The sequence below is a fragment of the Pseudovibrio exalbescens DSM 16456 genome, assembly GCF_000422785.1.
GTDB lineage: Bacteria > Pseudomonadota > Alphaproteobacteria > Rhizobiales > Stappiaceae > Pseudovibrio > Pseudovibrio exalbescens.
In genome coordinates this window covers 212,621-238,789 of record NZ_AUGS01000008.1, presented here as the reverse complement: position 1 = coordinate 238,789, position 26,169 = coordinate 212,621, and the positions used below count along the sequence as shown (strand labels likewise).

The following is a 26,169-nucleotide window of genomic DNA, read 5'->3' as shown; positions in this document are numbered from 1 at the left end:
GAGGTTCAGATGACCACTAAAAAGACCAAATGGGGTATTCTTTCCACGGCTCGGATCGGAATGGAAAAGGTTGTGCCGGCGTTGATGAAGGCGCAAGGCATGGAAGTGGCCGCGATTGCATCCCGAGACCTTGCCGGCGCGGAATCTGCCGCTAAACGCCTTGGAATCCCAAAGGCGTATGGCTCCTATGAAGAGCTGCTGGCTGATCCCGAGATTGAAGTGATTTACAATCCACTGCCTAACCATATGCATGTGCCGTACACGCTCAAAGCGACGGAAGCCGGCAAGCATGTACTTTGCGAAAAGCCGATTGCGCTTGACGGGGACGAAGCGGCGTTGCTTTTGGACGTACCTGAGGATCGGTTCGTCATGGAAGCTTTCATGGTGCGGTGTCACCCGCAATGGCAAAGAGCGCGTGAAATTGTCGAAGCGGGCGAACTTGGTGACTTGCTACTGGTTCAATCTGTTTTCACCTACAACAACCCTGACCCTGACAACATCCGCAACAAACTGTCGGTTGGGGGCGGTGCCCTGATGGATATTGGATGCTACCCAATCGTGGCGGCGCGTTACTTTTTCGACAATGATCCGAAGCGGGTTATCAGCCTCGTGGACCGTCATCCAGATTTTGGCACGGACCGCCTGACTACCGCACTTATGGATTTTGGAAATGGCAAGAGAGCGGAGTTTTCCGTCGCGACGCAATCCGTTCCCTATCAGCGCTTGAACCTTTTGGGCACAAAAAAGCGTCTCGAACTACTTATCCCGTACAACGCGCCTCAAGGCGGCGAAGTGGTTTTGCGATTGGATGACGGAAAAACGTTGGGCGACGGTGCTTTGGAGATCGAGACCATTCCCGCTTGTGACCAGTATCAGCTTCAAGGTGAGCTGTTCTCCCGTGTCGTGCGTGGTGAGGAAGAGCTTCCCTATGGGACCGGAGATGCCATCTTGAATATGCGCATCATCGACGCGATCTTCCGTTCCGAGGCAACTGAAGCCTGGGAGACTGTCAACACAACAGTCTCCGACTAAAGAAATGGTGTGGCTCAGCGGGTGCCAGACCAGCGCCCCTGAGCCTTTGCATTCATCATGTCATCGTATTCGGTGCTGGCCCGGGACCGCACTTCTTCAAATGGATGAATGCGCGTCACGGTGCCATCCTTGAAAACCGTTTCCAACTGATCTTGACGAGATCCGAGGTCTTCAAGCCGAACGGTTTCGTAAATGCCGGGTTCGGGTTTCACGACCGCCAAACGCCCGGGGCGAGAGGCTTTCAATCCTGCCACGGAAGTTGCGGGGGCCTTGAATACATCCATCCATGTATCGTTGATGCAAACCGCTGAGGCCTTCATGGCAAAGCCGAATGTATCTCGGTCTAGTTTTTGCAATAGGCCTGCACCCATGCCGAAGGCAACGTTTCCAATAGCCAGCTTGTGGTTCATCAGTGCCTGCATGATGTCAATTATGGATTGGGGTGTGACCCCATCGCCCTGAATGACACGTATTTTATCGTTTAACAGGCGATATCCTGTTGAGGTTTCGGTAAAGCCAAACTTTTCTCCAAGCGCCTCGATGGCGCTGGGGAGTATTTCACAAGGGTTACCGCTGTCAGGACGTACGACAAGAAAGCCGTTTTTACGAGCCAGAACCTGTTCCTTGAGTGTGTCTCCCCAGTAGTCACCAAGGGCGCGGAAGAGGTCGTAGCTATCGGAGACGCAGGCTACAACTCCATCAGGAAACTGCTGCAACATGTTTGCCATGGCATCCAGTTCGCCAGCCTCGCCCCCCCAACTGGTCATGGTTGAGTGTTCTGAAGCCGGAATGGAATAGCCGGCCATGTCAGCGCCATAAAAATTGCGCGCGTACACCAAACCACTGATGGTGTCGGTACCGCGCGACGCGACCAAGTGGGCACATCCGCCGATACCGGCGGCTTCGAAAGATGTCGTTCCTCGTGCGCCAAAATCATGCAATTTCAGCTCCACACCGTCCGCGTTACCGTCCGTGATTTGCATGCGTCGGGCAATCTCACGCAGGGTTGACAGAGAGTTGGTTGCAACGGTGCTTGGGTACCAAATTGACCGAAGCAAGCGTGTTTCCAAAAACGTGGGAAGCCAATAAAACTCGGGATCCGTATTGGTGATTCGCATGAGCGCTGTGCGCAGACCGGTTACGGTCCCCTCCGGTAGCGCATCGATCTGTACGGGTAGACGACCATTGTGACGGGTTTGAATGCGGCGCCAGGCATCGACCGCCGGTTCCAGCCCGTGAGCGCGAAGGAAAGGTGTTGCTTCGGCTATGGCTTGTTCTGTAACGACTTCGCCTTGCAACTTGGCCAGTTCGATCTGAAGACCAAAAAACACTGTGTAGTCAATGGCCCCGTTCGCTGTCCGCGCTTCAACATAGGACGAAACAAATTGGGTGCCCGGTTTGTATTGGCGGTAGTGCGAGTGCTTGTAGCTGTCCGTGTCGAGCAGCAAGTTGTTGAGATCGATGGCGGACACGACCGCGTCCGGACCGTTGAAGAAACCGGGCTTGTATGACATCGGAAAGCCTTCCAGCTCATTGGAGCTTCAAACAAGAAAGGCAGCGTCGCCATACGGACGCTGCCTGTGGTATGGGTGCTGGGTGTTTTACCTCTATCCTTTGGGGTTTTGCAAACCTTGAGGTGGGTAAATGATACTCGCGTCAAGACTGTTGATGTCCCGTTTGCCGCAGAGCGCCATTGTCACGTCGAGTTCATGCCTGATGATCTCCAGTGCTTTTGTGACGCCTGCCTTTCCGTCAGCCCCTAGCCCATAAAGAAATGGTCGGCCGATATATGTGCCCTGTGCGCCAAGACACTTGGCTTTCAATACATCCTGACCAGAGCGAATACCCCCATCCATATGGATTTCAATCTGGTCACCTACCGCATCTGCAATTGAAGGCAGTACCTCAATGGAGGAGGGAGCGCCATCCAATTGCCGGCCGCCGTGATTGGAAACAATGATGGCGTCAGCGCCAGTGCGAGCGGCCATGCGAGCATCTTCGATATCCAAAATGCCCTTGAGGATGAGGGGGCCTCCCCACAAATTGCGGATCCATTCCACATCATTCCAGTTCAGTTGGGGGTCGAACTGTTCTGCTGTCCAGGATGATAACGAGGACAGGTCAGACACGCCCTTGGCATGACCAACGATATTGCCAAAGCTATGGTTCTTGGTTCGAAGCATGCCAAGACACCATAATGGGCGTGTTGCCATCTGGTAGATATGTTTCGGGGTAAACTTCGGTGGTGCGGATAGCCCGTTGCGCAGATCCTTGTGGCGCTGACCGAGTATCTGCAGGTCCAGCGTCAGCACAAGTGCAGAACACCCGACAGCCTTGGCTCGCTCAATCAGGTTGGCGATGAAGTCTCTGTCCTTCATCATGTAGAGTTGGAACCAGAAGGGCTTTTTTGTTTTTTCTGCCACGGCCTCCAGTGAACAGATGCTCATGGTGGACAAGGTAAACGGAACGCCAAACTCTTCCGCAGCCTGTGCAGCAAGAATTTCTCCATCTGCATGCTGCATGCCTGTCAGGCCGGTTGGGGCCAGCGCGACGGGCATGGCTACATCCTGCCCAACCATGGTGCTTTTCAGCGACCGGTTGGTCATGTCTACTGCGATGCGTTGGCGCAACTTTATCTTCGAAAAGTCATTTTCATTGGCTTTGTAGGTGCCTTCCGTCCACGAACCGGAATCGGCATAATCAAAAAACATCTTGGGTACGCGGCGGCGTGCCCTGTTTTTCAGGTCGTTTATCTCCAAAATAGGCGACATACCTGCTCCCATATTTTCTCCCGGAAGCTACTAAGCGCCTTGCCTCATCCGCTGTCAACGAAATCCAAGAAAGAGAGTGAGGTATTTATACAGATAACGTCGAGTTATATGAAGGTATATTACTGAGAACTACTTGATGTAGACTTTCGTCTTATTTTGTTGGAGAGCCCATCGCCTGTCCTGCGCATTGCATAACATGAATGTTGGGAATGGTGACCCCGACAGGATTCGAACCTGTGACCTGCCGCTTAGGAGGCGGCCGCTCTATCCAGCTGAGCTACGGGGCCAATAACGGACGTCAATCCAGACGCGAGTAGGGTGCGCATAACATGATTTTTCGTTTTGGGCGAGGGTGCAACTGCAGCTTTCCGCGGCTTTATGCCTGTCAGGACGGCTTCAGCGGGCCAAATCGTACCTGTAGAGGTGAGTTTTCGCCCTACTGAGAAAAGTGTGGGTTGTTTGACTATGCATCCTGAAGTTTAGTTGGCGTAAACGAGTGTGGTGAGGGGCATGAGCCGACGGTGGTTTTGGGTGGTGGTTCTCTTGGTGGTGTGTTGGGGCGGTGCCTTATCAGCCGAGGAAACACGCAAATTATGTCGCGAACTTCCGCAGAACGAGGCCGCCTCTTTAATCTGGGACGCGTCTACGGCGACTTTCATTGGCCTGCAAAGCCGATATGAGTTGGCTGGCATTCACACGATGCCGCCATTGGCGAGCCCATTGGTCGAAGCTTGGTTGAACCGGGGGGCGGGGATGCGTTTGCAAGTTCTGTCGGAGCAACCGGATCGCTGGGGTATATGGCCGGTCCGCATTCTGAGAGGCAAACGGCCGGCTGATGATCTAGCGAAGTATCTATTGGAGCAAGGCGTTGCGTTCTATTGGAATCCCAGAGGGATGCTGCGGTGTCTCGACGATGTTGACGTAGTTTATCAACGGGCGGAATGGAGCGCTTCTCAAGCAAAACGTGGGTGGTGGAGCAAGGATGGTCCTTTTCTTGCCACAGATTCGCGGCTTTATACGGCCCGCGGTACTTTCCAGATCGTTAGGGGCAAGGTTGTTTCGGTCGGAAAAACACGATCAACTTTTTATTTGAATTTCGGTGAGCGCTGGACTCGCGATTTTACTGGCATTATTGAGGTAGAAAATCTGGATGCTTTTCGGAGCAAGGGGCTCGAACCTGAAGGGCTTGCAGAAAAAACAGTTGAAGTGCGCGGGGTTGTGCAATTGCGTGGTGGGCCGGAAATTGAAATACGGCATCCTGACGCCTTGCGAATAATTGAGTAGTTGGAGCGGCCAGCAGGAATGATTTTTGGGACACCCCTAAGCGCTGTAAAACGCGGTATGCGGTTGTTAGTGACGCTCATAGTGGCGGGAACGGTGGCGTCCTGTCAGTTAGTGGGATCAACCGGCACTGAAACCAAACCCGGTACGTTGCGTCCGTCTCTGACGGCTGATATCGGCGCGCGTGAACATCCACGCGTTGTGGCGACTTATGGCGGTGTTTATCAAGATGCAGGCGCTGAGAAGGCGATTGCAAAAGTCGTTGGTGGGCTGGTTGCGGCCTCGGACGATCCGCGTGCTCAGTACCGAATCACCATTCTCAACTCACCTGCCGTGAACGCGTTTGCCCTGCCCGGCGGATACCTTTATGTCACTCGGGGCCTCTTGGCGTTGGCAAATGACACCTCTGAGCTGGCCGCTGTGCTGGCCCACGAAATGGCGCATGTGACTGCAAATCACGCGATCCAACGTCAACGTCGCGCCGAGGCTGCCGAACTGGCCAACCGCGTCATGAGTTCTGTGGTGGAGGATCGCAGCCAGCTGGAAAATGCCGTGCGCTCTTCTCAGATGTCTTTCGCTCGGTTTTCTCAGGAACAGGAACTTGAGGCCGATGATATTGGTGTGCGGACACTGGCAGCCGCGGGATATGACCCCTACGCGGCCTCGCGCTTCCTGAAGACGATGGATCGCTTTGCGAAGTTTCAAACCCTTGGCGGGGATACAAGCAACGCGCCGGACTTTTTGTCCTCACACCCCAACACTCCAGAGCGAGTGCGACGCGCCGTCCAGAGTGCGCGCCAGATTGGTGCGCCCGGTATTGGCAAGCGTGATCGCGCCGACTACTTGAGCAACATTGACGGAATGTTGTTTGGAGATGATCCGCTGGAAGGGTACATACGCGGCCGCAGCTTCCTTCATAAGGGTCTTGGCATTTCCTTCAGCGTACCCTCGCAATTCGCCTTGGAAAACAGCCCGGAGGCTGTTCTGGCGAGTGATGGAAAAGGCACGGCCATGCGGTTTGATGGCGCTGACTTGACCGAATTCAACAGCCTTGACGAATACATGCGCAGTGGCTGGGTAAACGGATTGATTGACAACAGTGTTCGTCCCACAACGATCAATGGCCTTCCGGCGGTTATCGGGTCAGCGGTGACGGATGGATGGTCGTTCCGGATCGGGGTCGTGCGGATTGGTTTGACCGGCTATCGTTTCATTTTTGCCAGCAGGTCGCCCAACGCATCCTTCAATAGGGCCTTCGAACAGACGCTTGACAGTTTCAGGCAGCTATCACCGGCGGAGCAGGCGCGTCTACAGCCCTTGCGCGTGAAGGTTGTGCAGGCCAAGACTGGTGATACAGCCCGTAAATTGGCGGTGCGTATGAGTGGCATCGAGCCATCGCGTCGACTGCAGTTATTTGTCATTCTCAACCAGGTTGATGCAAACCACAGGTTCAAAGATGGTGATCTGGTCAAGGTGATCACAGATTAAAAACCACAGCCAATGTGACTGTGGTTTTAATCGGTGCATACAGCCTGAGATGGCTTACTGAGCGGGCAGCAGGCGCGGCTCTTGCTCCTCCAGGTGCGCTCGCAACTTCTTCAATGCCGCACTTTCGATTTGCCGCACACGTTCTTTCGAGATGCCCATAGCTTGCCCCAAGGCCTCGAGGGTCATTGTCTCGTCTGCCAACCTGCGTTTTTTAAGGATCATCAACTCGCGCTGGTTCAGGCTTTTCATCGCATCTGCAAGCCAATTTCGCTTTCGATCCATGTCGATCTGCTCGGACGCTATGTCATCTGGCTGAGGTGCCGTATCCATCAACAGGTCGATTTTCTCCGCAACACCATCATCTGCCTCGCTGATTGGTGCGTTCAGCGAGGTGTCAGGTCCAGACAAGTGGGAGGACATACGTTCCACGTCTTTTGCGGAAACGCCCAGTTTCTCGGCGATCTTGGATTTCACTTCCACATCAGAAAAGTCCGGGTGCTGCCGGGCAATCTCGAGGTGTAGGCGCCGAACGCTGAAGAAAAGACGCTTTTGCACCGAGGAGGTGCCGCCACGAACGATCGACCAGTTTCTCAATATGTAGTCTTGAATGGAGGCCTTGATCCACCAACTGGCATAGGTCGAAAACCGAACTTCCCGGTCGGGGTCAAATCTTGCCGCCGCTTCCATAAGTCCTATTTGACCTTCTTGAGCCATATCAGCCAATGGAAGGCCGAACGAGCGAAATTTCATCGCCTGAGAAAGGACGAGGCGCAAATGAGCTAGGGTCAAGCGCTCCAGTGCCTGAGCATCTTGTTTATCGCGCCAACGTTTCGCAAGGTCGAGCTCTTCTTCTCTTGTCAGGTAAGGTGCTCTTCGGGCGACTTCCAAGATTTGGTTGGAGTAGCCTTGATAGTCTACCATGCCCATATGTGCCTCCGCCCTTCTGGGAGTTTGTGTTCGCAATAATGCTTACGGCGGGGCGAGAGAGACGGTTCACAGGGCGTTTGGTATTTGCATTGGGTGTGGCAGCGTGTCGCAGGTCACAAAAAACCCGGCGCGTGGCCGGGTTCTTTGTTGGCTGGAAGCGGGCTGCCTTATGCGGCTGCTTCCTGATCGTCCGCGTCATCAGCTGTTGATGCCTTGGCTACACGGCTAGGCGCTTTTGCCAGTTCCTGCTCGATCTGGCGTACAGCTTCGGAATCGGACAGTTTCTGCACGGCTGCAATTTCACGCGCCATCCGGTCCAGCGCTGCTTCGTAAAGCTGGCGTTCGGAGTAGGACTGTTCTGGCTGAGTGTCTGCTCGATACAGATCGCGCACCACTTCAGAAATAGAAAGCAGATCGCCTGAGTTGATCTTCGCTTCGTATTCCTGAGCGCGGCGGCTCCACATTGTCCGCTTGACCCGCGGCTTGCCCTTGATTGTTTCAAAGGCTTTCTTCGTTGTCGCAGCATCAGACAACTTGCGCATACCAACTGAAGAGATTTTCGAAACTGGTACGCGAAGTGTCATCTTCTCCTGATCAAATTCGATTACCAGAAGTTCAAGGGAGAAACCTGCGACGTTCTGCTCTTCGATGGCAGTGATCAGACCAACGCCGTGGGAGGGATAGATGATGTGTTCACCTGTCTTGAAACCATGACGCTGAGCGGTCTTCTTAGCGGGTGTGGCCATACGCTGTCTTTCTCCTGCGAAGATTGCGCGCCTTTCGGCGCACAAAAGCGCCGCTGGGAGGCGACGCCTTTTTTGGTGTCAAAAATGCGAAAAGCCCACCGTTGTGCGCGGTAAGGCGCACACAGGCATTTGCGCTCAACTGTGATCAGTCAGCTGTCGGTGGCGGGAACGGGACGGAGGTTTTCCGGTTCTTTGCCGGCTAGAATGTGCCCATAAAAAAACCTCCATAACGGAGGCAATACCGTGCCACCAAGCGACTGATCTTGATGTATAGCACATTATCCACGGATTTCCAACCTTTGGTTCAGCAAAGGCTAGAATTTCCGCTCGTTAACACGGTTTTCAATAATCTGACTAGATCAATAACTGGGGAGAAAGGGGATATCAATCCCCTTCACCCGGTTTCTCCGAAAAATACTTTTCCATCTTGTCTTTTACGCCGTCGAACTCAGGTGCTTCCGGCAATGGATCCTTGCGCGCGGTGATATTCGGCCACTTTTCGGCGTATTCCGCGTTCAGTTCGATCCAGTTTTCAAGGCCTGGCTCAGTGTCTGGGCGGATCGCATCTGCAGGGCATTCGGGTTCACACACGCCACAGTCGATGCATTCATCCGGATGAATGACGAGCATGTTCTCGCCTTCGTAAAAGCAATCCACCGGGCAAACTTCAACACAGTCCGTGTACTTACATTTGATGCAGTTGTCAGTGACGACGTATGTCATCGCAATCCTCTTAGGTTGCAGGTCACCCACCGGCCGCATTCCCTGTGACTTTCCAAACGGGGTGGATGGGCGTTTCTTGGTTCTTTGCCTAGCGCTTTTCCCGTTAATCCGCAAGCATGTGAGGCGAACGCGCACAGCTAAACACTGAAAAGGTTTTGCGCACTAAGGGATGTATTTAGAAACCATCTCCGGGCGTGTCCTGCTTCAAGCGAATGAGCTGACGCCGGTCTCTTTTTGTCGGCCGTCCGGTACCGCGATCGCGCTGCTCCGGCTTGCCTTCATCCTTGGGTGGCGGGGGAGGGGACAGGTCTTCGTAAAGCAGTTGTGCTTCGCTGGCCGGGCCGCGACGGGCGCCTAAATCCAGAACCTTGTAAACCAACAAGCGGCGCGGCAGGGCAATAGTGAGTACGTCGCCAAGTTTGATTCCCTGCTTGGCGGTTGTCACCTTTTCCTTGTTTAGGCGAACGTGCCCGGACATGGCGAGTTTTTGCGCCAATGTCCGGGATTTGGTAACGCGGGCATACCACAGCCATTTATCGATGCGTTGAGATGCCTGCTGCATTTCACAATGCTTACTTGTCGTCGCCTTTTTGAAGGTTCTCTTTCAGAGAGAGTAGCGCTGCAAATGGCGAGTTGGGGTCTATGGGTTTATCGCGTTGTGGCTGATTGCGCCCTGCGTTGCCGCCGCGACCGGCAGGGTTGCTGCCTTTATCGCGTCCCTTGCCGCCTTTTGCGTGACTGCGCTTGTTGTTCCGCGGGCCACCCTTGCGCTCGCCATCTGCATGACGCTGCTGGTTGTCGCCGTGGCGGCGTTGCCGATTGCGGTCGCCACCCTGACGACGACGGTCCGCACGGCCCGGTCGCCAGATCTCGATGGTTACTGTTTCCAGTTCTGTCTCTGTCTCCTCAGGAGCGTCCGTAGTCGCCGTTTGCTGGGTAGGCACAGCTTCAACAGGTGCTTCTGCTGAAGGTGCTTCTGTTGCCGGGCTTTCGGAGGCGTCATCAGCGCTGGTGGCCGAAGCCGCTTCACCAGCGTCAGCTGTTTCAGCTAGAGTTTCGGTCGCCTCTACGCTTGTCGAGGTTTCAGTCTGCTCTTCTGTTGTTTCGTCTTCTGCCTTTTTGGCGACAGGACGTTGGACTTCCTTGGTTTCAAGGCGGTAGCCCAGAGACTTCAGGATATTTGAGAAGTCTTCGCCAGCGCAGCCAAGCAGGGACGTCATGGACACGGTAACCGTAAACCCGCCGCCCTTTTCTATGGCGCCTTCCGGTGGTTCTACGCCTTCTTCCATCGGTTTCCATGCGACGAGTGGTCGAATGATGTCAGCAAGACGCTCCAGAATGTCAACACGAACAGCGCGTGGGCCGCAGACACGGAAACCAACGACCTTGTACAGCGCCTGTTCGATCTCAGGGTCTACTGGCACGGAGGTGCGACCAGACGCAGAGAGTTGCGGCAGCTCTTCCAGGCCTTTTGCGTCTTCCTTGCCTTCCTTCAGCGCCCACAACTGGGCAAGAAGCTGGCTTGGTGCCGGCTTCAGCAAGGCTGGAACAAAGATGTGGTAGGCACCAAAGCGAACACCCAGCTTGCGAAGGGTGCCACGCATCGTCTGATCCAGTTGGCGAACTTCCTCGGAGATCTGCTGGCGTTCGACAATGCCCAGATTTTCCGAGAGCTGGAACGCAACGCCGCGGGCGATGCCTTCAGCGCCTTCGGCTGCTTCAAGATCGAAGAGCGGTTGCAACAGAGTCTCAATATGGGTTTTCAGCCACAATGAAACACGTTCGTCCACCTTGTCTCGCGCGCCGCCAGTCAACTGTTCATCTGCAAGTAATAGCAAACCCGGCCGCAGTGTGTAGTCACTCGCGGTCAGCCGTGCAACAGCTTCACCCTGCCAGCGAATGATGCCATCTGAAGAAAGAATGAAGTCCTCATTGGGAGACCGGGACAGGCGCTCGGCGCGGCTTTCGATCTCGCTGGCGAGAGCCTTTTGCGCAGCGGCGCGCACCGCTTTTTCTTCCTGTCCCTCAGCCGAAGCGTCCGGCGCAAACCGGAACCCCTGAAGTTGGCCAATGTGTTCACCTTCGACGAGTACGTCACCGCTTGCGGTGATCTCCGCTTCGAGCATTGTGTTCTCTCTCAGACGTCGCATCAATACGCTGGTTCGCCGATCCACAAACCGCTGAGTAAGCCGTTCGTGAAGGGCATCTGATAATCTATCCTCTATGCCGCGGGTGACGCCCTGCCAGTGAGCAGGATCCTTCAACCAATCGGCACGGTTCGCTACAAAGGTCCAGGTCCGAATATGAGCAATTCGGTTGGCCAGTGTGTCTATGTCCCCATCCGTTCTGTCTGCAAGATCTACCTGCTTTTGGAACCAGTCGTCCGGGATTGCGCCCGAATGCACCAGATGGGTGTAGATGTTCACCACGAGATCTGCATGGTTGGCTGGAGCTATATTGCGATAGTCCGGCACCTGACACACATCCCAAAGTAACTCTACTCGATCTCTTTTGGTCGCAATGGCGCGGATCTCGTCATCACGGCTGGAGAGTTCAAGAACTCCGATATCCTCCGCGGGAGGGGCTTTGGTCAAGCCCTCTTCGGCGGGAGATTGGTCTAATGAGCGCAAAAGTGCGGATAAAGAGGAAAAATCCAGCTTTGGGTTCCGCCATTGCAGCACTTTCAAGGCGTCGAACTCATGAGATTCGACCGCGTGGACCAAGTCATCCTCAAACGCATTCACGCGCCCGGTGACGCCAAATGTGCCATCTCTCAAATGTCGGCCAGCGCGACCGGCGATCTGTCCTGTTTCTGCAGGGGTCAATTGACGGTACTGATAGCCGTCAAACTTTCGGTGTCCGGCAAAGGCAATGTGATCGACATCCAGGTTCAATCCCATGCCGATCGCATCTGTTGCAATCAACCAGTCAACGTCGCCGTTCTGAAACAGCTCGACCTGCGCATTGCGGGTCCGCGGTGAGAGAGACCCTAATACAACTGCCGCCCCGCCCCGTTGCCGGCGTACGAGTTCGGCGATCGCGTAAACTTCATCAGAGGAAAACGCCACAATGGCAGAGCGGCGCGGAAGACGCGTAATCTTCTTGGAACCGGCATAGGTCAAGATGGACATGCGCGGGCGCGTGATGATGTTCAGGCCCGGCAAGAGCTTCTCAAGAAGCGGGCGGATGGTTGAAGCGCCCAACAAAAGAGTCTCTGAGCGACCACGCAAGTTCAATAGGCGGTCGGTGAAGACGTGCCCACGCTCAAGGTCTCCGGCCAACTGAACTTCGTCGATGGCGACGAAGTCGACGGTCAGGTCTTTTGGCATGGCCTCGACTGTTGAAACCCAGAAGCGTGGATTTTTCGGAATGATCTTTTCTTCGCCGGTGATCAGTGCGACCAGATCGGGCCCTTTTCGCTCCACGATCTTACCGTAGACCTCGCGCGCCAGCAGGCGCAGCGGCAGCCCTATCAGGCCGGATGAATGGGCACACATGCGCTCAATGGCAAGGTGTGTCTTGCCGGTGTTGGTTGGCCCAAGGATGGCTGTAACTGTTCGAGAGCGCTGGGTGCGAGGCAATGGGTTTGTCTGCATGACGGCATCAGAGTGTTGGAGGAATTAAAATGAGCCCGCTGTTTTGTCGTGAAAGTGTGACACTGGCAGCCGTCTCTGGTTTTCTCAAAGGGTCCCTGTATGGCGGTCGAACTGACATTGGTCTCAGCTCGTCATGATGCCGTTAAAATATGAGGGGTCTATACAGACTGGGACGGCCCGCTGTAAAGCCTTTCCGCCGGATTTATTAAGAAATGTGGCCAAGTTTCTCCTTGTGCGCCAGAAAGGCTTTAAACAAATCAAAGTCCGCCTTTCGAATACTGAAGCTTCATCCTCTTCGAGTAATCAGTAGCAAATTGCGAAGGTGCATTCTTTGAATAGCCAATATTCCATAGAAGGGCGACAGGAGTTCCTGTGTTTTTCGTTGATCATGAGTCGCAGTAAATTGCAGTATCTAGCTAACTATTTTTCAGTGTATTAGTTGTTATGTTTCTTGACTGCTTTCTATTCTTTCTAGTTTTCCACGTTTTCCCCGGGTTAGATGGTTTAGTTTTTTACATCTATTGCCGAGGTGAGGGCTTGTAGAATCGAGGGTGCGTCGCATCTGATAGGATTTTTGCAAGGATGTATGTCGCTTTTGTTATGATACGAAAGCGCTCTGATCTCGGTTATTAATAATTCGTTAAGTTGCTCTGTGACTTGGGGGTTTTACTGATGCGGCGGTTTTGCTTATCTGAAAATCAAGAATCTTTAATGTGACGTAGCGTGAGACCTGCAAAAACGCTCATTGTCAATATGCGGGATGTGATGCCGAACAGTCAGGAAGAATTATTGAATAGTTCTTTTTCTGAATACGCGTTTGCGGAGCCCTGAATAGCAAATGGTTTGTTGAGACACCTTCTAAATGAAGTTCCCCTTTCGTAAGGTAAGGGGGCATCGGAGAGCGTTTTTTAGGGGTGAATAAAATGAATCCATTAACTGCTGCACTTGAGTTCGTTGATTCCATCAACAACGAGGAAACGGCCGATGGGGTAGCCCGCCGCATCGCTGATCTGGGTCAAACTTTTGGCTTTACCAGTTTCATGTTGGCGGCCATTCCAGAGCAGGGCGCGTCCTTGGATGGATCGATTGTGCTCAGTGGGGGGAATCCGGAATGGCAGCAACGGTATTTGGATCGAGACTATGTTCAACATGATCCCATTGTGGCCACAGCACGCACGGCTTCCAGGCCTTTCTTGTGGTCTAGTATTGCGAGGGATCGGTCTCTTTCAACGATCGGGCAACAGATTTTCGCAGATGCCCGCAACCATGGGATAATTGATGGTGTATGTGTGCCCATCCATGGACAGCAGAGCTATCAGGGCATGTTGATTTTTGCAGGGCCGGAAGTTCATCTAACCGAACGAGAAATCAGCGTACTGCACTTGGTGGGGATTTACGCGAGCAACAAGATGCGGGAGCTGACTGGGAGTACTGCAAATCGTCCGCGTCATCGACTCACACCTCGCGAGCTTGAATGCTTGAAGTGGTCGGCGGCTGGAAAGACGAGTTGGGAAATCAGCCAGATCTTGAATATTTCTCAACATACCGCGGATTGGTATTTGGCGTCTGCTGCGCGCAAACTCCACGCTGCCAATCGTACCCACGCGGTAGCCGAAGGTTTCCGGCTTGGCCTAATTCGGTAATGAAATGGCGGGGAGATCTCTTTGAGGTCTCCCGCATTTATGGGGGCGCGTGTATCTGGGTGGTATTCCAGAAATAAGTGCAAATACTGTCATTGTAAAACCGATAAGTGATATATCTTAGATTGGTATTTGTCTTAGTGGCACTTTCTGATCTCAAATAAAGCTGAATAGTTGTCGCGCACTGGCGGGGTTGCCACTGCGCGAGTGCTAAAAACATCTTTTCATTGACCAGTCATATATGTAAACAAGTTGCGATAACCACCAAAAAGAGGGGGCGCACTTGGCTATTCGACGTCTGCTGGTCGCGAACCGATCCGAGATCGCAATTCGCGTTTTTCGTGCTGCAAATGAGTTAGGTTTGCAGACGGTCGCAATCTTCGCCGAACAAGACAAACTTGCGCTACATCGCTTCAAGGCTGATGAGGCCTATCAGGTTGGCAAAGGGTTGGGGCCAATCGAGGCTTACTTGTCAATCGATGAAGTGCTACGTGTTGCGAAAGAACAGAAGGTGGATGCGATCCACCCAGGCTACGGCTTTCTGTCGGAAAGCCCGGAGTTCGCGGAGGCCTGCGCGCAAAATGGTATAAAGTTCATTGGGCCCTCGCCCAAGACCATGCGCGCACTCGGCAACAAGGTGTCTGCCCGTGAACTGGCGATCCAGGCCGGTGTGCCTGTGATGCCAGCAACAGACCCGCTTCCCGATGATATGGAAGAGGTCAAGCGTCTGGCCAACGAGATTGGCTATCCCATCATGCTGAAAGCCTCCTGGGGTGGAGGTGGACGTGGCATGCGCGTCATTCGCGATGAAGCTGCTTTGCTCCGTGAAGTGATGGCCGCCAAACGTGAGGCGAAGGCTGCTTTCGGTAAGGATGAAGTTTATCTGGAAAAACTTGTCGAGCGGGCACGGCACGTTGAGGTTCAGATCCTTGGCGACACACATGGCAATCTGGTTCACTTGTTCGAACGCGATTGTTCCATTCAGCGCCGACATCAGAAAGTCGTTGAACGTGCGCCTGCGCCATATCTCAGTGCGGAAAAGCGGAAAGAACTGTGCGACTACGGTCTGAAAATCGGCCGGGAAGTCGGGTACTACGGCGCTGGTACGGTCGAGTTCTTGATGGATGCGGATACTGAAGAGGTTTACTTTATCGAGGTAAACCCCCGCATTCAGGTAGAGCACACCGTCACCGAAGAGGTGACCGGCATTGATATTGTCAAGGCGCAGATCGCCATTGCAGATGGCGGGCGAATTGGCGACGAAGCCGTGACTGGTGTTCCTGAGCAACCTCGAATCGAATTGAATGGTCACGCGCTGCAGTGCCGTATCACGACGGAAGACCCGGAACAGAACTTCATTCCGGATTATGGGCGCATCAGCGCGTATCGCGGTGCAACCGGGTTCGGCATTCGCCTGGATGGTGGCACTGCATATTCTGGGGCTGTTATCACTCGCTACTACGATCCGCTGCTGGAAAAGGTGACCGCATGGGCGCCGACGGCTGATGAGGTCTGCAGCCGCATGGACCGGGCGCTGCGTGAATTCCGCATTCGTGGCGTTGCGACCAACCTGTTGTTTCTTGAGCGCATTATTGGTCACCCGAATTTTAGAGCCAACAAGTATACAACACGGTTTATAGACGAGACACCGGAGCTCTTCTACAACATCCGAACGTCGGATCGGGCAACCAAGCTGCTGGATTATATTGCTGACGTTACAGTGAATGGCCATCCGGATGTCCGCGACCGTCCAAAGCCACCGGCCGATTCCCCGGAGATTGTGGTTCCGTATTTTGATCACCCAACACCGGAGGGGAGTAAACAGGTGCTCGACCGGTTGGGTCCTCAAGGTTTTGTCAAGTGGATGAAGGATCAGGAACAGGTTCTGGTCACTGACACCACCATGCGAGACGCCCACCAGTCGCTGTTGGCAACCCGCATGCGGACCTATGATATCGCACGGATCACCGAAGCTTACGCCAAAGGCCTGCCACAACTACTGTCGCTGGAGTGCTGGGGCGGAGCTACGTTTGATGTGGCCATGCGTTTCCTCAGCGAAGATCCGTGGGAACGGCTGCGTTTGGTGCGTCAGAAAGCGCCCAACATTCTTCTTCAAATGCTGCTGCGTGGGTCGAACGGTGTTGGGTATGCCAACTACCCCGACAACGTCGTGAAGTTCTTTGTGAAGAAAGCCGCTGAAAACGGCGTCGATCTGTTCCGTGTGTTCGACTGCCTGAACTGGGTTGAGAACATGCGGGTATCGTTGGACGCGGTGCAAGAAAGTGGCAAGCTGTGTGAAGCAACTCTGTGCTACACCGGCGACATTTTGAACAGCGCTCGCCCCAAGTACGATCTCAAATACTACGTGAACCTTGCCAAGGAACTGGAAGCAACCGGTGCCCATATTCTAGGTATCAAGGATATGGCCGGTTTGCTGAAACCGCAGGCCGCCAAGGTGTTGATCAAAGCACTGAAGGAAGAAGTTGGCCTGCCAATTCATTTCCACACCCACGATACCTCCGGTATTGCGGCTTCCAGCATTTTGGCTGCGGTTGAATCGGGCGTGGATGCAGTGGATGTGGCTGTCGACAGCCTTTCCGGTCTGACCTCACAGCCATGCATGGGGTCCGTTGTGGAAGCGCTTCGCGGGTCCTCTCGAGATCCGGGACTTAATACCGAAGTCATTCGCGAGATTGCGTTCTACTGGGAAGCTGTGCGCTACCAGTATCGTGCCTTTGAGTCAGACCTGCGGTTTGGGGCCTCAGAAGTATACCTCCACGAGATGCCTGGCGGCCAGTTCACCAACCTCAAGGAACAGGCCCGATCATTGGGATTGGAAACCCGCTGGCACGAAGTTGCCAAGGCGTACGCCGATGTGAACATGATGTTTGGGGACATCGTCAAGGTCACGCCGAGCTCCAAGGTTGTTGGCGACATGGCCGTGATGATGGTCAGTCAGGGCATTACGCCTGACGAGGTTGTTGATCCTCGTGTCGAAGTTGCCTTCCCGGAATCGGTTGTGCAGATGATGCGGGGAGATCTGGGGCAGAGTCCGGGCGGCTGGCCGGAAGCCTTGCAGAAAAAGGTCCTCAAAGGCCAAAAGCCCATCACGGTCCGTCCGGGTTCTCTGATTGAAGAGGTGGATCTGGAAGAAAAACGGTCTGAATTGGCGGGGCTACTGAACAAGGACATCAAGCTGGTCAGTGATGAAGAGCTGTGTTCTTACCTGATGTATCCTAAGGTCTTCCTCGAGTTCGCCCGTGTTCAGACCCAGTTCGGTCCGACCAGTGTTCTGCCGACCCACACCTACTTCTATGGTTTGCAACCGGGTGAGGAAATCATGGCTGAGCTGGAACCCGGTAAGGTGATGGTGGTGACCTGCCTTGCTTTGGGTGAAACCGATGACCAGGGTGAAAAGCGTGTGTTCTACGAGTTGAATGGTCAGCCGCGGAACATTCGATTGATGGACCGGGCCCACGGCGCAGCAGGGAATGCCATTCGACACAAAGCCGAGTCCGGTAATCCAAATCATGTCAGTGCGCCGATGCCAGGCGTGGTGACGACCGTTTGCGTCAAGTCTGAAGCGGAAATCAAGTCAGGTGATGTGATCTTGACCATCGAAGCAATGAAGATGGAAACAGCGATTCATGCTGACCGAGATGGCGTTATAGACAGTGTTATGGTCGCACCGGGCGACCAAATTGACGCAAAAGATCTGCTTGTGACATTCAAGTCTGAGCAGTAAAACTCAATTCGGCGCTCGGGATAATTGGCCGAGCGCCGCCTTTTTTGTCTCTCTAAAAGATATACCAGTGCTTCTGCAGTATTAATACGTGCCTGTATCTATGTGTATTTACTGTTGAGTTTGGATGATCTTGCGTCTACTTCCGCGCATTAAATGCCTCATCGTCAATAGAGAGCGATGGTGAGCTTATCATGCTGCTAACAAAACTAGTTCTTTTGCCGGAGTAGAAATGTCTTCTGTTAAATCTGGAAATCCTGCGGTCGTGGGTTTGGCCGGTTTCGGTATCACGACGTTCGTGCTGCAGATGCACAATATCGGGGCACTGGAAAGCCTGGGCCCGGTGCTCTGGCTGGGCGTATTTGTGGGTGGCCTTGCGCAGTTGGTGGCTGGCTTTCAGGCGAAGTCCACGGGCAACAATTTCGCCTACAGTGCCTTCACGCTATATGGCGCGTTCTGGCTGGCGTTTGCTGGCATTCTCATTAGCAATGAGTTCGGTTTCTACTCAGCTTCGCACAGCGAGGTTGGTTTCTTCCTCATTCCTTTCACCATCTACACCGGCATCATGCTGTATGGCGCGCTGCACATTCACAAGGCAGAAGCTACCATTTTTGGAACCTTGTTCTTCGGCTTCCTGTTTCTTGTTATCGGTCATTTCGGTCCAGCGGTTTTCAACGTCATTGCGGGATACGTGCTGATTGTTTGCTCTTGCGCGGCTTGGTACGTCATGGCTCACTACATTTACAAGGATGTATGCGGTCGGGACGTTCTTCCGGTTGGAACGCCAATCCTTGGACAGCCTTCTGCGCCTGTTGGTGCTATGCAGCCAGCCGAGTGAGCCCTGCCTAAATCAATGGAAATTGGCCCGGTCTTGTGCCGGGCTTTTTCATGCCAGTTCCCTGGTAGCGGATGTACGAGGGTTTTCAGCAGTGCCAATCCACAAATCGAGAAAACTTTGAAGCCACCGGAAAACGGGTGGATCGAAGATGAAACGACCTCGGAAATGGTCCCTGCGTCCTTGGGCGCCGGGCAGGCTCATGCGGTCAGAGGCGAGGGTCGTCCAGCGATTCATCATGTGATAAGTGAGTTCCGGGTGAAACTGAATGCCATAAGCGTTTTCTCCCACCTTGATGGCCTGATTGGCATAAGTGTTACCCTTTGCCAGCAACGTTGCACCACGCGGCAAGGAAAACCCTTCTCGATGCCATTGGTAGACCTTTTCAGGCCATTGCATCAGATCGTTGCCTTGTTTAGTCGGCGTAATTGGATAGTAGCCAATTTCTACCAAGTCATCCTTGTGGGCCGAGACGGTTGCACCCAGGTGCCGCGCCATCATCTGGGCGCCTAAACAAATTCCCAGAAATGGTTTTTCTTCTTTCAACGGCACTCCGACCCAGTCGATCTCCTTGTTGATGAAGGCATCCGTGTCGTTGGCACTCATGGGGCCGCCAAATATCACTGCACCAGCATGGTCATCCATCGTGCACGGCAAGGTATCGCCGAATCGCGGTTTTCGAATATCGAGGTTGAATCCTCTGCGCACCAGTTCCTGACCTACGCGCCCCGGTGTGGATCTTTCTTGGTGTAGAATAACAAGAATCTTCGGCTTTTTTTGATCTGACATTGAGCTGATAAACGTCCTCCAGGAGGGTTAACGGTTGTATTTTTCTCCTACTTGCTTTTTCAGCAGCATGCGTTGACGAGATGATACACCCAAGAGTTCGGCCACCCGCCAGATCGTGTTATCTTCAAATTCGTGTACGTTTCCGTCCGCGAATACCATTTCCCACATCATCTCAATGACTTTTTCCCGGTCTTCTTCGCTCAGTTGGCGTTTGAGAACGTAGGTGAACCCGTAAAGGTCTACAGCTTCATTATCCCGTTCTTCGGCCATTTTAACGAGATTGGTGGTTTCCTCGTCAGAGAGATTGTAGGCGTTCTTCAGCGTTTTGTTCAGCGCTTCCAGCTCTTCAGGTTCTACATCCCCGTCAACGGCGATGATGTGGAACATCAAGGCAGCCGCCGCTACACGATAGTCATCGTCTTGATAGGGTAGTTTTTCCTGCTCGCCGAGCGCGATTTCCTTCAAGAACTTTTTTACAGATTCGAGCATGTATATTGCCTGTGATCTTTTATACGTGACGCCAACCTAACGTGGTGACAAACATGTGCCAAATCTATTCTGCTTCCAACGCGAATATTTGGTTGGCTGTGCAATACCTGCGACATTTGCAGATAATAGTGGCAGCATTGTTGAAATGATTGGGGCTAGGCATTGTTCGCGCGGAATCTCTCCACATAGCCTTGCCGCAAATCCCAAGTTGATCTGGCTAGGTAGGTTCCCTCAGTCTTATTTTGGACGTTTTCTACAGGCCACTGGGGGCTGCAAAAGCCATCGATCCACGGTAAAAGGAATGGCTTCGGGAATAGTGTCACAAACGAGTTTTTTGCTGCATATGAAACCTCTCGTTCCGGTGTTAGGCATTTGTGCCGTCCTTCTAGGGGGCGGAATTGTTGTTGCACCCCAATTTGTACCAGAGGCCGCGGTTAAAGCGGTTTTAATCGAGCAGGTAGCGCAGGCAACCGGCTGGCAGATGAGGCTGGACGGCCGCACGAAGATAGGCGTTTTTCCAGCGCCGGTGATTCAGGTTGAAAATGTTGGCATTTCAGGTGGCGCTGCCGCTGATGGAATAGAGTTCGCGCAGGTTGGGCGTGCGGATCTTGAGGTCAGCTGGATGAGCCTGCTTACTGGCGAGCCAGAGGTCACCGTCATTACGTTGAATGATACAAAGCTGTTTCTCGAAGTCACCCGCGGCGGCGAGAAAAGCTGGCGTCCTCTTGCCCCGTTTCAAAGTGCTTCAGGTGGAGCTGAGCCAACCTTGTTGGGCGAAGCTTATGCGGCGTTGAAAAAGTTGGGCGTCGAAACCGTTGCTGTTGAGGGCGGCCGTGTTGATTACAGGAACCTGCAAACCGAACGACGGCTGGAGTTATCCCAACTTAGCCTCGCTGCTGATTTTGATGGTGGTGATGGGGCTCTGGATCTGGATGCAAGCGCCTTTCACGAAGAACACTCCTTTTCGCTGAGCGCGCGGGTTGGTTCTATCCCTCGGTTTGTGTCTGGGCAGGCTACCGCGTTCAATGCACACCTAGGGATCGGGCAGGCTGACAAACTGGAGGCTGCTGGCCAACTGACGTGGAAAAATGTCCCAATCGGAACGCTGGGGCTGTCTGCAAGGGGAAGCTCGCTTTCCACAATGGCACAGGTCTTCGGACTCAACGTTGCTCAGGTGTTGGACGACTACGAGATCGAGACACAGCTGCAGTTTTCATCCGATGGAATCCGAACACGTGGCATGAAGGCCCATGTTCAGGGATTGCAAGTCACCGGTACGTCGGCGGTTACTTATCTGGAAGATGGCTTGGAATTGAAGGGCACTCTGGAAGGAGAGGGAGTGCCGTTTGAAACCATTGTTCATTTGGCTGGCATTGAGAAACCCGGTTCCGGCGTATCCAACCTGAACCTGTCTTACTATGCGGTTGGACATGATGTTTCTGAATGGCAAGATCACTTTGAGCTGACAGGGTCGGCATGGGTGCGCAACGGGCGTATTGCAGAGTTGGTGGTGCCCGCGCCGTTTGGTGATGACGAAGCCCGAGAGGCAGTGGACGACATTGATCTGGATGTGACCTTTGCTGGATTGCAAGCCCCTGTGGCCATTGAAGGTTCTGCGCGCTGGCGTGGCGAGCCCATTGCCATTGAGGGGGAAGTGGCTGTTGGCGGTTTTACGGCGCTGTCTTTTACCTCTGATCGGTTCACTGCAGGGATTTCGGGCGCATTGCAGGAAATTCGCAAAAATGAAGGACGGCTTTCATTTGAAACCGGTGATTTGACTGAGTTTGCTCGATGGTACGGTCGAAAGGTGCCCGATTATTTGCAGGGGGACCGACTTCGGGTCGCTGGTGTCTTTGCGAGCAGGCCGGACGAATTGGCATTTAAAAGCCTGGATGTGTTTCTTGACGACGTCCGGGTGAAAGGGCAGGGGCGCCTTGTCTTGGCAGATCGGCTGAGAGTGGAAGGGGACTATGAGCTGTCGGAGTTACAACTCGACCACGTCCTTACACGTCGTCAATCGGTGATATTGAAGCCCGAAGAACGCCACTACGACTTCTCAGTGCTGCGCAACCTGGACGTTGACATTGCTTTGGAGGCGGAGCGTGTAAGCGCGGGTGACCTACGCGGGCAGAATGCCAGATTACGCGCCCGCTCCGAGGGAGGCAGGTTGAATGTAGCGCTGGAAACGTTGTCGCTATACGGTGGTACTGTTTCTGGTGACGTGCTTTTAAACGGCGCGACGGTTGACCCCCAATTTTCAATGGATTTGGCGTTTAGCGATGTGAGTGCTGCGCCCTTCTTCACAGCGGTTTCAGATTTGCCGCGCGTAGATGGGTCGTTAAATGCTGTCATGACGGTCGCGTCTGAAGGGCGTGATCGCGGGACGATGTGGCGAAACATGGATGGCGCCGTCAGCTTTCAATTGGGTAGTGGGGTTTTGTATGATCTGAATCTCAACCAGATGATTACGGATCTTGCTGAAGCGCCGGTAACAGGATGGCCGTTGACGCAAGGAACGCGAACCGCATTCCAGACCTGGGGTGCTGATGTCATGTTTGGCGAAGGGCGCGCGCAGTTTGAGGGCCTGACCTTTCTGAGCGATAGGGCTCTTATTGAAGGCCGTGGTGAAGTGAATTTGGCGGATGGGCGTGTCAATTGGCACCTCAAACCAAGCCGCGTCGAAAACGGCGGAGAGCTCTCTGAAGTTGATCCGGTTGATGCAGAACAGCCAATCGCTGTGGCGGGAACGTTGATCCGGCCAAGCTTTGCCAGTGAAGTCGCTGGTGGGGATACGACCGCATCCTTGAACCCCGTAAATGAAAGCCTCAAGAATACCGTTGCCGCAAAACTGCAGGCTCGCATGGCCTTGCAGAAGAAAGCTGGCGAGGGCACCCCAGCTCCTGAGGAAGTGCCATTACCTGTTTCTGAAGAAGCTGGCGAAGCATCAGCGACAACGGCCGCCATTGATGGTCAGGTCAGGCATCGTGGTGAGGCCGCAGTTCCGCCGCAGAAACCCGGTGGTTCTGTGCCAGATGATCAATCTGTTTCACCTGCAGCTCCAACGGAAACCGCCGCAACAGTGGCGCCTTCCACTCAATCTCGTGGGCCGCGACCTGCTGGTTCGGCGCCAGAAACGATCAATGTGGACGGCGTTGCCTCTGGTGAAGCAAACGTTGATGACACACTCAGCACCATTGAAGAAGGGTTCGGGCTGCCAGCGGGCTTTTTGACCGGCAACTAGCGAACCCGGCTTCCGGGCGACCTGACGAAGCATTGGGCACTCCGTGTGAGTTTATGGGTTGCTCAGTAACCACATCAGGTGAAGTCGATATGTTTACTTAACGGCATGGTGCGCAGGCGTTTGCCGGTTGCTGCGAAAATGGCGTTTGCCAATGCAGCTGGTGCTGGTGGTGTGCCGGGTTCACCAGCGCCGCCCATACGCGGAGACGTTTCCAGAAGTGCCACCTCAAATGTGGGCGATTGGTGCATTCGCATGGCGTCGAAATCGTAGAGATTGCCTTGGTCCACGGCACCATCTGTGAAGGTGATTTCCTGTCCCAGCGCCTGACTCAAGCCGAAAATGGCGCCGGAGATGAGTTGCGCCTTGAAGTTTGCCGGGTCTAACACAAGACCCGGGTCCGCGGCACACCATACCTTTTCTATTCGCACCTGTTGTTGTGACGTGTCCACTTGCACGACCTGAGCCACCCATGTGCCGAATGAGAGGGTATGAGCAAGGCCCTTTCCCTTCCCTTCTGGCATTGGCGCGCCCCAGTCGGCCATCTCGGCGACCTTGAGCAAAACACGTTTTGCGGGCGCGTGTTCGTTGTCGTTCATCAGGTCGAGCCTGAAGTGCAAGGGATCTTTGCCGGCTTTGTGGGCGGCTTCGTCAAGAAAGCTTTCATGGAAGAACCCGTTGTACGAGTTGCCAACCGACCGCCAGAACCCGATTGGAATTGGCAAGTCAACGACATGAGCAGCGTATCTCCTGTCAGGAACGGTCAAGGGTTGATCATAGGCCCCTTCGAGCAGCAACTTGTCGGGTCCGGCAACTGGCAGGCCGGGGAAGGTTCTGGCAAGTGTATTCTTGATGAGCGGGGGAACGGCCACCGCAACATCCAGCGCTGTCAGGTGGCCATCATCCGACAGGGTGCCGCGATAACGCGCTTTCGCCCGGGGGCGATACATGTCGTGCCGCGTATCTTCTTCCCGAGTCCAGGTTACCTTGACTGGGCGGCCGTTTGTGTGTTGGCCAATGATGGCGGCAAACAAAGAAAAGTCAGCCTCCATGCGGCGACCAAACCCGCCCCCCATGTACGTGGTATGCACTTTAATCTGGTCGGTCTTCATGTCAAAGTGCCCGGCGCATACCCCCTGAATAATCGTGGGCGCTTGATTGGGGGACCAGATATGCAGCTCGTTCTCGCGCCATTGCGCGGTTGCGTTCATTGGTTCCATGGTTGCGTGCGCAACATAGGGAACCTCATAGGTAACCTCCAACTGGCGATTTGGCGGTGTGTTGCGCCAAACTTCATCCGGCTCGCCGGTGCTACCCAGCGTGAAACTCGCATCCTCTTCAAGCGCGCGATCGAAAAGTGGTGTCATCGCATCGTTGTTTGTCGGGTAGGTGGCATCCTGCCATACAACATCCAATGCTTCCGCCCCTTGGAACGCGGCCCAAGTGTTTGTAGCTATCACGGCAAAGCCGCTGCCGTATTGGGTTTGAAGCGGTATCACCTTTTCAACGCCGGGAACTTCCAAGGCTGCAGTGGCGTCGTGCGTTCGCGCGCCGACACCAAAGTGGGGTGACATGCGAACCGTGGCATGTCGCATTTCGGGCAGTTCCACATCGATGCCGAAAATGGGTGCCCCCGTCACTTTCTCAACGATCTCAACGCGCTTTTGAGGCTTCCCGAGTAGTTTCCAATCCTCCGGCTTTTTCAGGATGACGTCTTCTGGTGGGGGCAGCTTTGCTGCCAGTTCGGCGACGTCTCCATAGGGTAGTCTTTCGCCGGTAGTCTTGTTGATCAAGTGACCGTGTTGTGCTGATACGTTTTCTGCAGGGATGTTCCATGTTTGAGCGGCTGCTTGTATCAATACCATTCGTGCAGCGGCACCAGCCCGACGCATCTTGTCGAAGGCGTCAATCGTGGCGGATGAGCCACCGGTGACCTGAATGCCGATGAACTTGGAAGCGACAGCCATCGTCTCGCGTGCCGTATTGGCCAACAAGCTTTGATCGAAAGAGGCAAACGGGCCTCCATCTACCATAACGGCTTCGTTGTAATAGGCGGAGCTAGCCGGGCCATGGTCTACAGCAATCTGGTCCAAAGTGACCTCGAGTTCTTCGGCGACAAGGGCGGCAAGGGTTGTTTGTACCCCCTGACCCATCTCCGCGCGCGGTGTAATGATTGTGATAGCACCAGCTGCGCTGACAAAAACATAAGGATTGAAGATCGCGTCGCCCGCAGAGGCGTTATCTTCAAGGGGATTGGCATGGGGCGTCTGGTAGAAGTAGTAGCCAACTGCCAGACCGCCAGCGGCCGCGGCACCAAGTCCCAAAAAGGTGCGGCGAGTGATTTTCCCGAGTGTGCTCACAGACCACCTCCATCAGAGTTCGCCACATCCTTTATGGCTGCGCGGATCATTGGGTAGGTTCCACACCGACACAGGTTGGTCATGGCTGCATCAATATCATCATCAGTGGGGTTTGGTGTGTCCTGCAAAAGCGCAACAGCCGCCAGTATTTGACCCGCCTGGCAATACCCACATTGCGGAACGCCATGGCGAATCCAAGCATCCTGTACAGGGTGAAGGGCATCTTTTCCCGCCAGACCCTCAATGGTAGTGATTGGTGCATCCACATCGCCCGCAAAGTATGAACAAGATCGCACCGGGTATCCGTCAATCAATACGGTACAAGCTCCGCAAGCCCCGACACCGCAGCCAAATTTCGGACCCTTGATGTTCAACAGGTCGCGGAGCAGCCAGAGCAGGGGCATGTTCGGGTCTGCATCCACTTCGTGCTCGGTACCGTTTACCGTGAGCTTCATCGCGCAGCCGTCCTCCTGATTAAGAGACTTTCGGTCACCTAAACTAGGGGTAAATAC

General features: G+C 54.1%; 18 protein-coding genes and 1 tRNA gene. 7 read left to right on the top strand and 12 right to left on the bottom strand.

The annotated features are described in order from the left end of the window. Nucleotides 1–9: 9 nt before the first annotated feature. Entirely contained in the window at nucleotides 10–1,032 is a 1,023-nt protein-coding gene (locus G512_RS0107945; RefSeq protein WP_028481263.1) for a Gfo/Idh/MocA family protein, read from the top strand. Nucleotides 1,033–1,046: 14 nt separating this feature from the next. Here the strand turns inward: G512_RS0107945 and G512_RS20375 are convergent, their stop codons facing one another. From G512_RS20375 to G512_RS0107930, 3 genes are all read right to left on the bottom strand, one after another. Further along, nucleotides 1,047–2,546, bottom strand: coding sequence for a nicotinate phosphoribosyltransferase (locus G512_RS20375; protein WP_051269099.1), 1,500 nt, complete (start codon nucleotides 2,544–2,546; stop codon nucleotides 1,047–1,049). Between the two features lie 93 nt (nucleotides 2,547–2,639). Then, nucleotides 2,640–3,803 (bottom strand): alpha-hydroxy acid oxidase, encoded by a 1,164-nt coding sequence (locus tag G512_RS0107935; RefSeq protein ID WP_028481262.1) that lies wholly within the window; start codon nucleotides 3,801–3,803, stop codon nucleotides 2,640–2,642. A gap of 210 nt (nucleotides 3,804–4,013) precedes the next feature. Next, nucleotides 4,014–4,090, bottom strand: a tRNA-Arg gene (locus G512_RS0107930). A 433-nt stretch (nucleotides 4,091–4,523) separates the two neighbouring features. Here G512_RS0107930 and G512_RS22045 point away from each other — a divergent pair. Both G512_RS22045 and G512_RS0107920 read left to right on the top strand, forming a co-directional pair. Beyond that, nucleotides 4,524–5,087 (top strand): OB-fold nucleic acid binding domain-containing protein, encoded by a 564-nt coding sequence (locus G512_RS22045; RefSeq protein WP_155943654.1) that lies wholly within the window; start codon nucleotides 4,524–4,526, stop codon nucleotides 5,085–5,087. Between the two features lie 18 nt (nucleotides 5,088–5,105). Further along, nucleotides 5,106–6,572, top strand: a complete 1,467-nt coding sequence (locus G512_RS0107920; protein ID WP_028481260.1) for a M48 family metalloprotease — start codon at nucleotides 5,106–5,108, stop codon at nucleotides 6,570–6,572. 54 nt (nucleotides 6,573–6,626) lie between these two features. On the opposite strand, the gene G512_RS0107915 is transcribed toward G512_RS0107920, so the two are convergent. From G512_RS0107915 to G512_RS0107895, 5 genes are all read right to left on the bottom strand, one after another. Then, nucleotides 6,627–7,493 (bottom strand): RNA polymerase factor sigma-32, encoded by an 867-nt coding sequence (locus tag G512_RS0107915; protein WP_028481259.1) that lies wholly within the window; start codon nucleotides 7,491–7,493, stop codon nucleotides 6,627–6,629. A 173-nt stretch (nucleotides 7,494–7,666) separates the two neighbouring features. Continuing rightward, nucleotides 7,667–8,245 (bottom strand): CarD family transcriptional regulator, encoded by a 579-nt coding sequence (locus G512_RS0107910; protein ID WP_028481258.1) that lies wholly within the window; start codon nucleotides 8,243–8,245, stop codon nucleotides 7,667–7,669. 384 nt (nucleotides 8,246–8,629) lie between these two features. Beyond that, nucleotides 8,630–8,968 carry a ferredoxin FdxA gene (fdxA, locus tag G512_RS0107905; RefSeq protein ID WP_028481257.1) on the bottom strand — a complete coding sequence of 113 codons (339 nt, stop codon included), beginning with the start codon at nucleotides 8,966–8,968 and terminating at the stop codon, nucleotides 8,630–8,632. A gap of 175 nt (nucleotides 8,969–9,143) precedes the next feature. Continuing rightward, nucleotides 9,144–9,530, bottom strand: coding sequence for an RNA-binding S4 domain-containing protein (locus G512_RS0107900; protein ID WP_028481256.1), 387 nt, complete (start codon nucleotides 9,528–9,530; stop codon nucleotides 9,144–9,146). A 10-nt stretch (nucleotides 9,531–9,540) separates the two neighbouring features. After that, complete coding sequence (locus G512_RS0107895) at nucleotides 9,541–12,564, bottom strand: helicase-related protein (RefSeq protein WP_028481255.1); 3,024 nt, start codon at nucleotides 12,562–12,564, stop codon at nucleotides 9,541–9,543. A 923-nt stretch (nucleotides 12,565–13,487) separates the two neighbouring features. Between G512_RS0107895 and G512_RS0107890 the strand changes: the two genes are divergently transcribed. The 3 genes from G512_RS0107890 to G512_RS0107880 all read left to right on the top strand — a co-directional run bounded on the left by G512_RS0107890 (nucleotide 13,488) and on the right by G512_RS0107880 (nucleotide 18,784). Then, a complete protein-coding gene (locus tag G512_RS0107890; RefSeq protein ID WP_028481254.1) occupies nucleotides 13,488–14,207 on the top strand; it encodes a LuxR family transcriptional regulator in 720 nt (239 codons plus the stop codon). 280 nt (nucleotides 14,208–14,487) lie between these two features. Next, nucleotides 14,488–17,949, top strand: a complete 3,462-nt coding sequence (pyc, locus tag G512_RS0107885) for a pyruvate carboxylase (protein ID WP_028481253.1) — start codon at nucleotides 14,488–14,490, stop codon at nucleotides 17,947–17,949. A gap of 229 nt (nucleotides 17,950–18,178) precedes the next feature. Further along, the gene (locus G512_RS0107880; RefSeq protein WP_028481252.1) at nucleotides 18,179–18,784 is read left to right on the top strand and encodes an acetate uptake transporter; all 606 of its coding nucleotides are present in this window, start codon (nucleotides 18,179–18,181) and stop codon (nucleotides 18,782–18,784) included. Nucleotides 18,785–18,832: 48 nt separating this feature from the next. On the opposite strand, the gene G512_RS0107875 is transcribed toward G512_RS0107880, so the two are convergent. Together G512_RS0107875 and G512_RS0107870 are read right to left on the bottom strand one after the other, a co-directional pair. Next, on the bottom strand, nucleotides 18,833–19,570 hold the full coding sequence (locus G512_RS0107875) for a glutamine amidotransferase (RefSeq protein ID WP_036488993.1): 738 nt from the start codon (nucleotides 19,568–19,570) through the stop codon (nucleotides 18,833–18,835). A 27-nt stretch (nucleotides 19,571–19,597) separates the two neighbouring features. Next, nucleotides 19,598–20,059: a tellurite resistance TerB family protein gene (locus G512_RS0107870; protein WP_028481250.1), complete on the bottom strand. Its 462-nt coding sequence runs from the start codon at nucleotides 20,057–20,059 to the stop codon at nucleotides 19,598–19,600. Between the two features lie 343 nt (nucleotides 20,060–20,402). Here G512_RS0107870 and G512_RS0107865 point away from each other — a divergent pair, with 343 nt between their 5' ends. After that, complete coding sequence (locus G512_RS0107865; RefSeq protein ID WP_028481249.1) at nucleotides 20,403–23,300, top strand: AsmA family protein; 2,898 nt, start codon at nucleotides 20,403–20,405, stop codon at nucleotides 23,298–23,300. Between the two features lie 74 nt (nucleotides 23,301–23,374). Here the strand turns inward: G512_RS0107865 and G512_RS0107860 are convergent, their stop codons facing one another. Together G512_RS0107860 and G512_RS0107855 are read right to left on the bottom strand one after the other, a co-directional pair. Next, nucleotides 23,375–25,657: a xanthine dehydrogenase family protein molybdopterin-binding subunit gene (locus G512_RS0107860; RefSeq protein WP_028481248.1), complete on the bottom strand. Its 2,283-nt coding sequence runs from the start codon at nucleotides 25,655–25,657 to the stop codon at nucleotides 23,375–23,377. Then, entirely contained in the window at nucleotides 25,654–26,112 is a 459-nt protein-coding gene (locus tag G512_RS0107855; RefSeq protein ID WP_028481247.1) for a (2Fe-2S)-binding protein, read from the bottom strand. Before G512_RS0107855 ends, G512_RS0107860 begins: the two co-directional genes overlap by 4 nt. Between the last annotated feature and the right edge of the window lie 57 nt (nucleotides 26,113–26,169).

Coding starts and splice junctions, on each gene's coding strand:
- G512_RS0107945 (WP_028481263.1), top strand. CDS start 10: ATGACCACTAAAAAGACCAAATGGGGTATTCTTTCCACGGCTCGGATC.
- G512_RS20375 (WP_051269099.1), bottom strand. CDS start 2,546: ATGTCATACAAGCCCGGTTTCTTCAACGGTCCGGACGCGGTCGTGTCC.
- G512_RS0107935 (WP_028481262.1), bottom strand. CDS start 3,803: ATGTCGCCTATTTTGGAGATAAACGACCTGAAAAACAGGGCACGCCGC.
- G512_RS0107920 (WP_028481260.1), top strand. CDS start 5,106: ATGATTTTTGGGACACCCCTAAGCGCTGTAAAACGCGGTATGCGGTTG.
- G512_RS0107915 (WP_028481259.1), bottom strand. CDS start 7,493: ATGGTAGACTATCAAGGCTACTCCAACCAAATCTTGGAAGTCGCCCGA.
- G512_RS0107910 (WP_028481258.1), bottom strand. CDS start 8,245: ATGGCCACACCCGCTAAGAAGACCGCTCAGCGTCATGGTTTCAAGACA.
- fdxA (WP_028481257.1), bottom strand. CDS start 8,968: ATGACATACGTCGTCACTGACAACTGCATCAAATGTAAGTACACGGAC.
- G512_RS0107900 (WP_028481256.1), bottom strand. CDS start 9,530: ATGCAGCAGGCATCTCAACGCATCGATAAATGGCTGTGGTATGCCCGC.
- G512_RS0107895 (WP_028481255.1), bottom strand. CDS start 12,564: ATGCAGACAAACCCATTGCCTCGCACCCAGCGCTCTCGAACAGTTACA.
- G512_RS0107890 (WP_028481254.1), top strand. CDS start 13,488: ATGAATCCATTAACTGCTGCACTTGAGTTCGTTGATTCCATCAACAAC.
- G512_RS0107880 (WP_028481252.1), top strand. CDS start 18,179: ATGTCTTCTGTTAAATCTGGAAATCCTGCGGTCGTGGGTTTGGCCGGT.
- G512_RS0107875 (WP_036488993.1), bottom strand. CDS start 19,570: ATGTCAGATCAAAAAAAGCCGAAGATTCTTGTTATTCTACACCAAGAA.
- G512_RS0107870 (WP_028481250.1), bottom strand. CDS start 20,059: ATGCTCGAATCTGTAAAAAAGTTCTTGAAGGAAATCGCGCTCGGCGAG.
- G512_RS0107865 (WP_028481249.1), top strand. CDS start 20,403: ATGAAACCTCTCGTTCCGGTGTTAGGCATTTGTGCCGTCCTTCTAGGG.
- G512_RS0107855 (WP_028481247.1), bottom strand. CDS start 26,112: ATGAAGCTCACGGTAAACGGTACCGAGCACGAAGTGGATGCAGACCCG.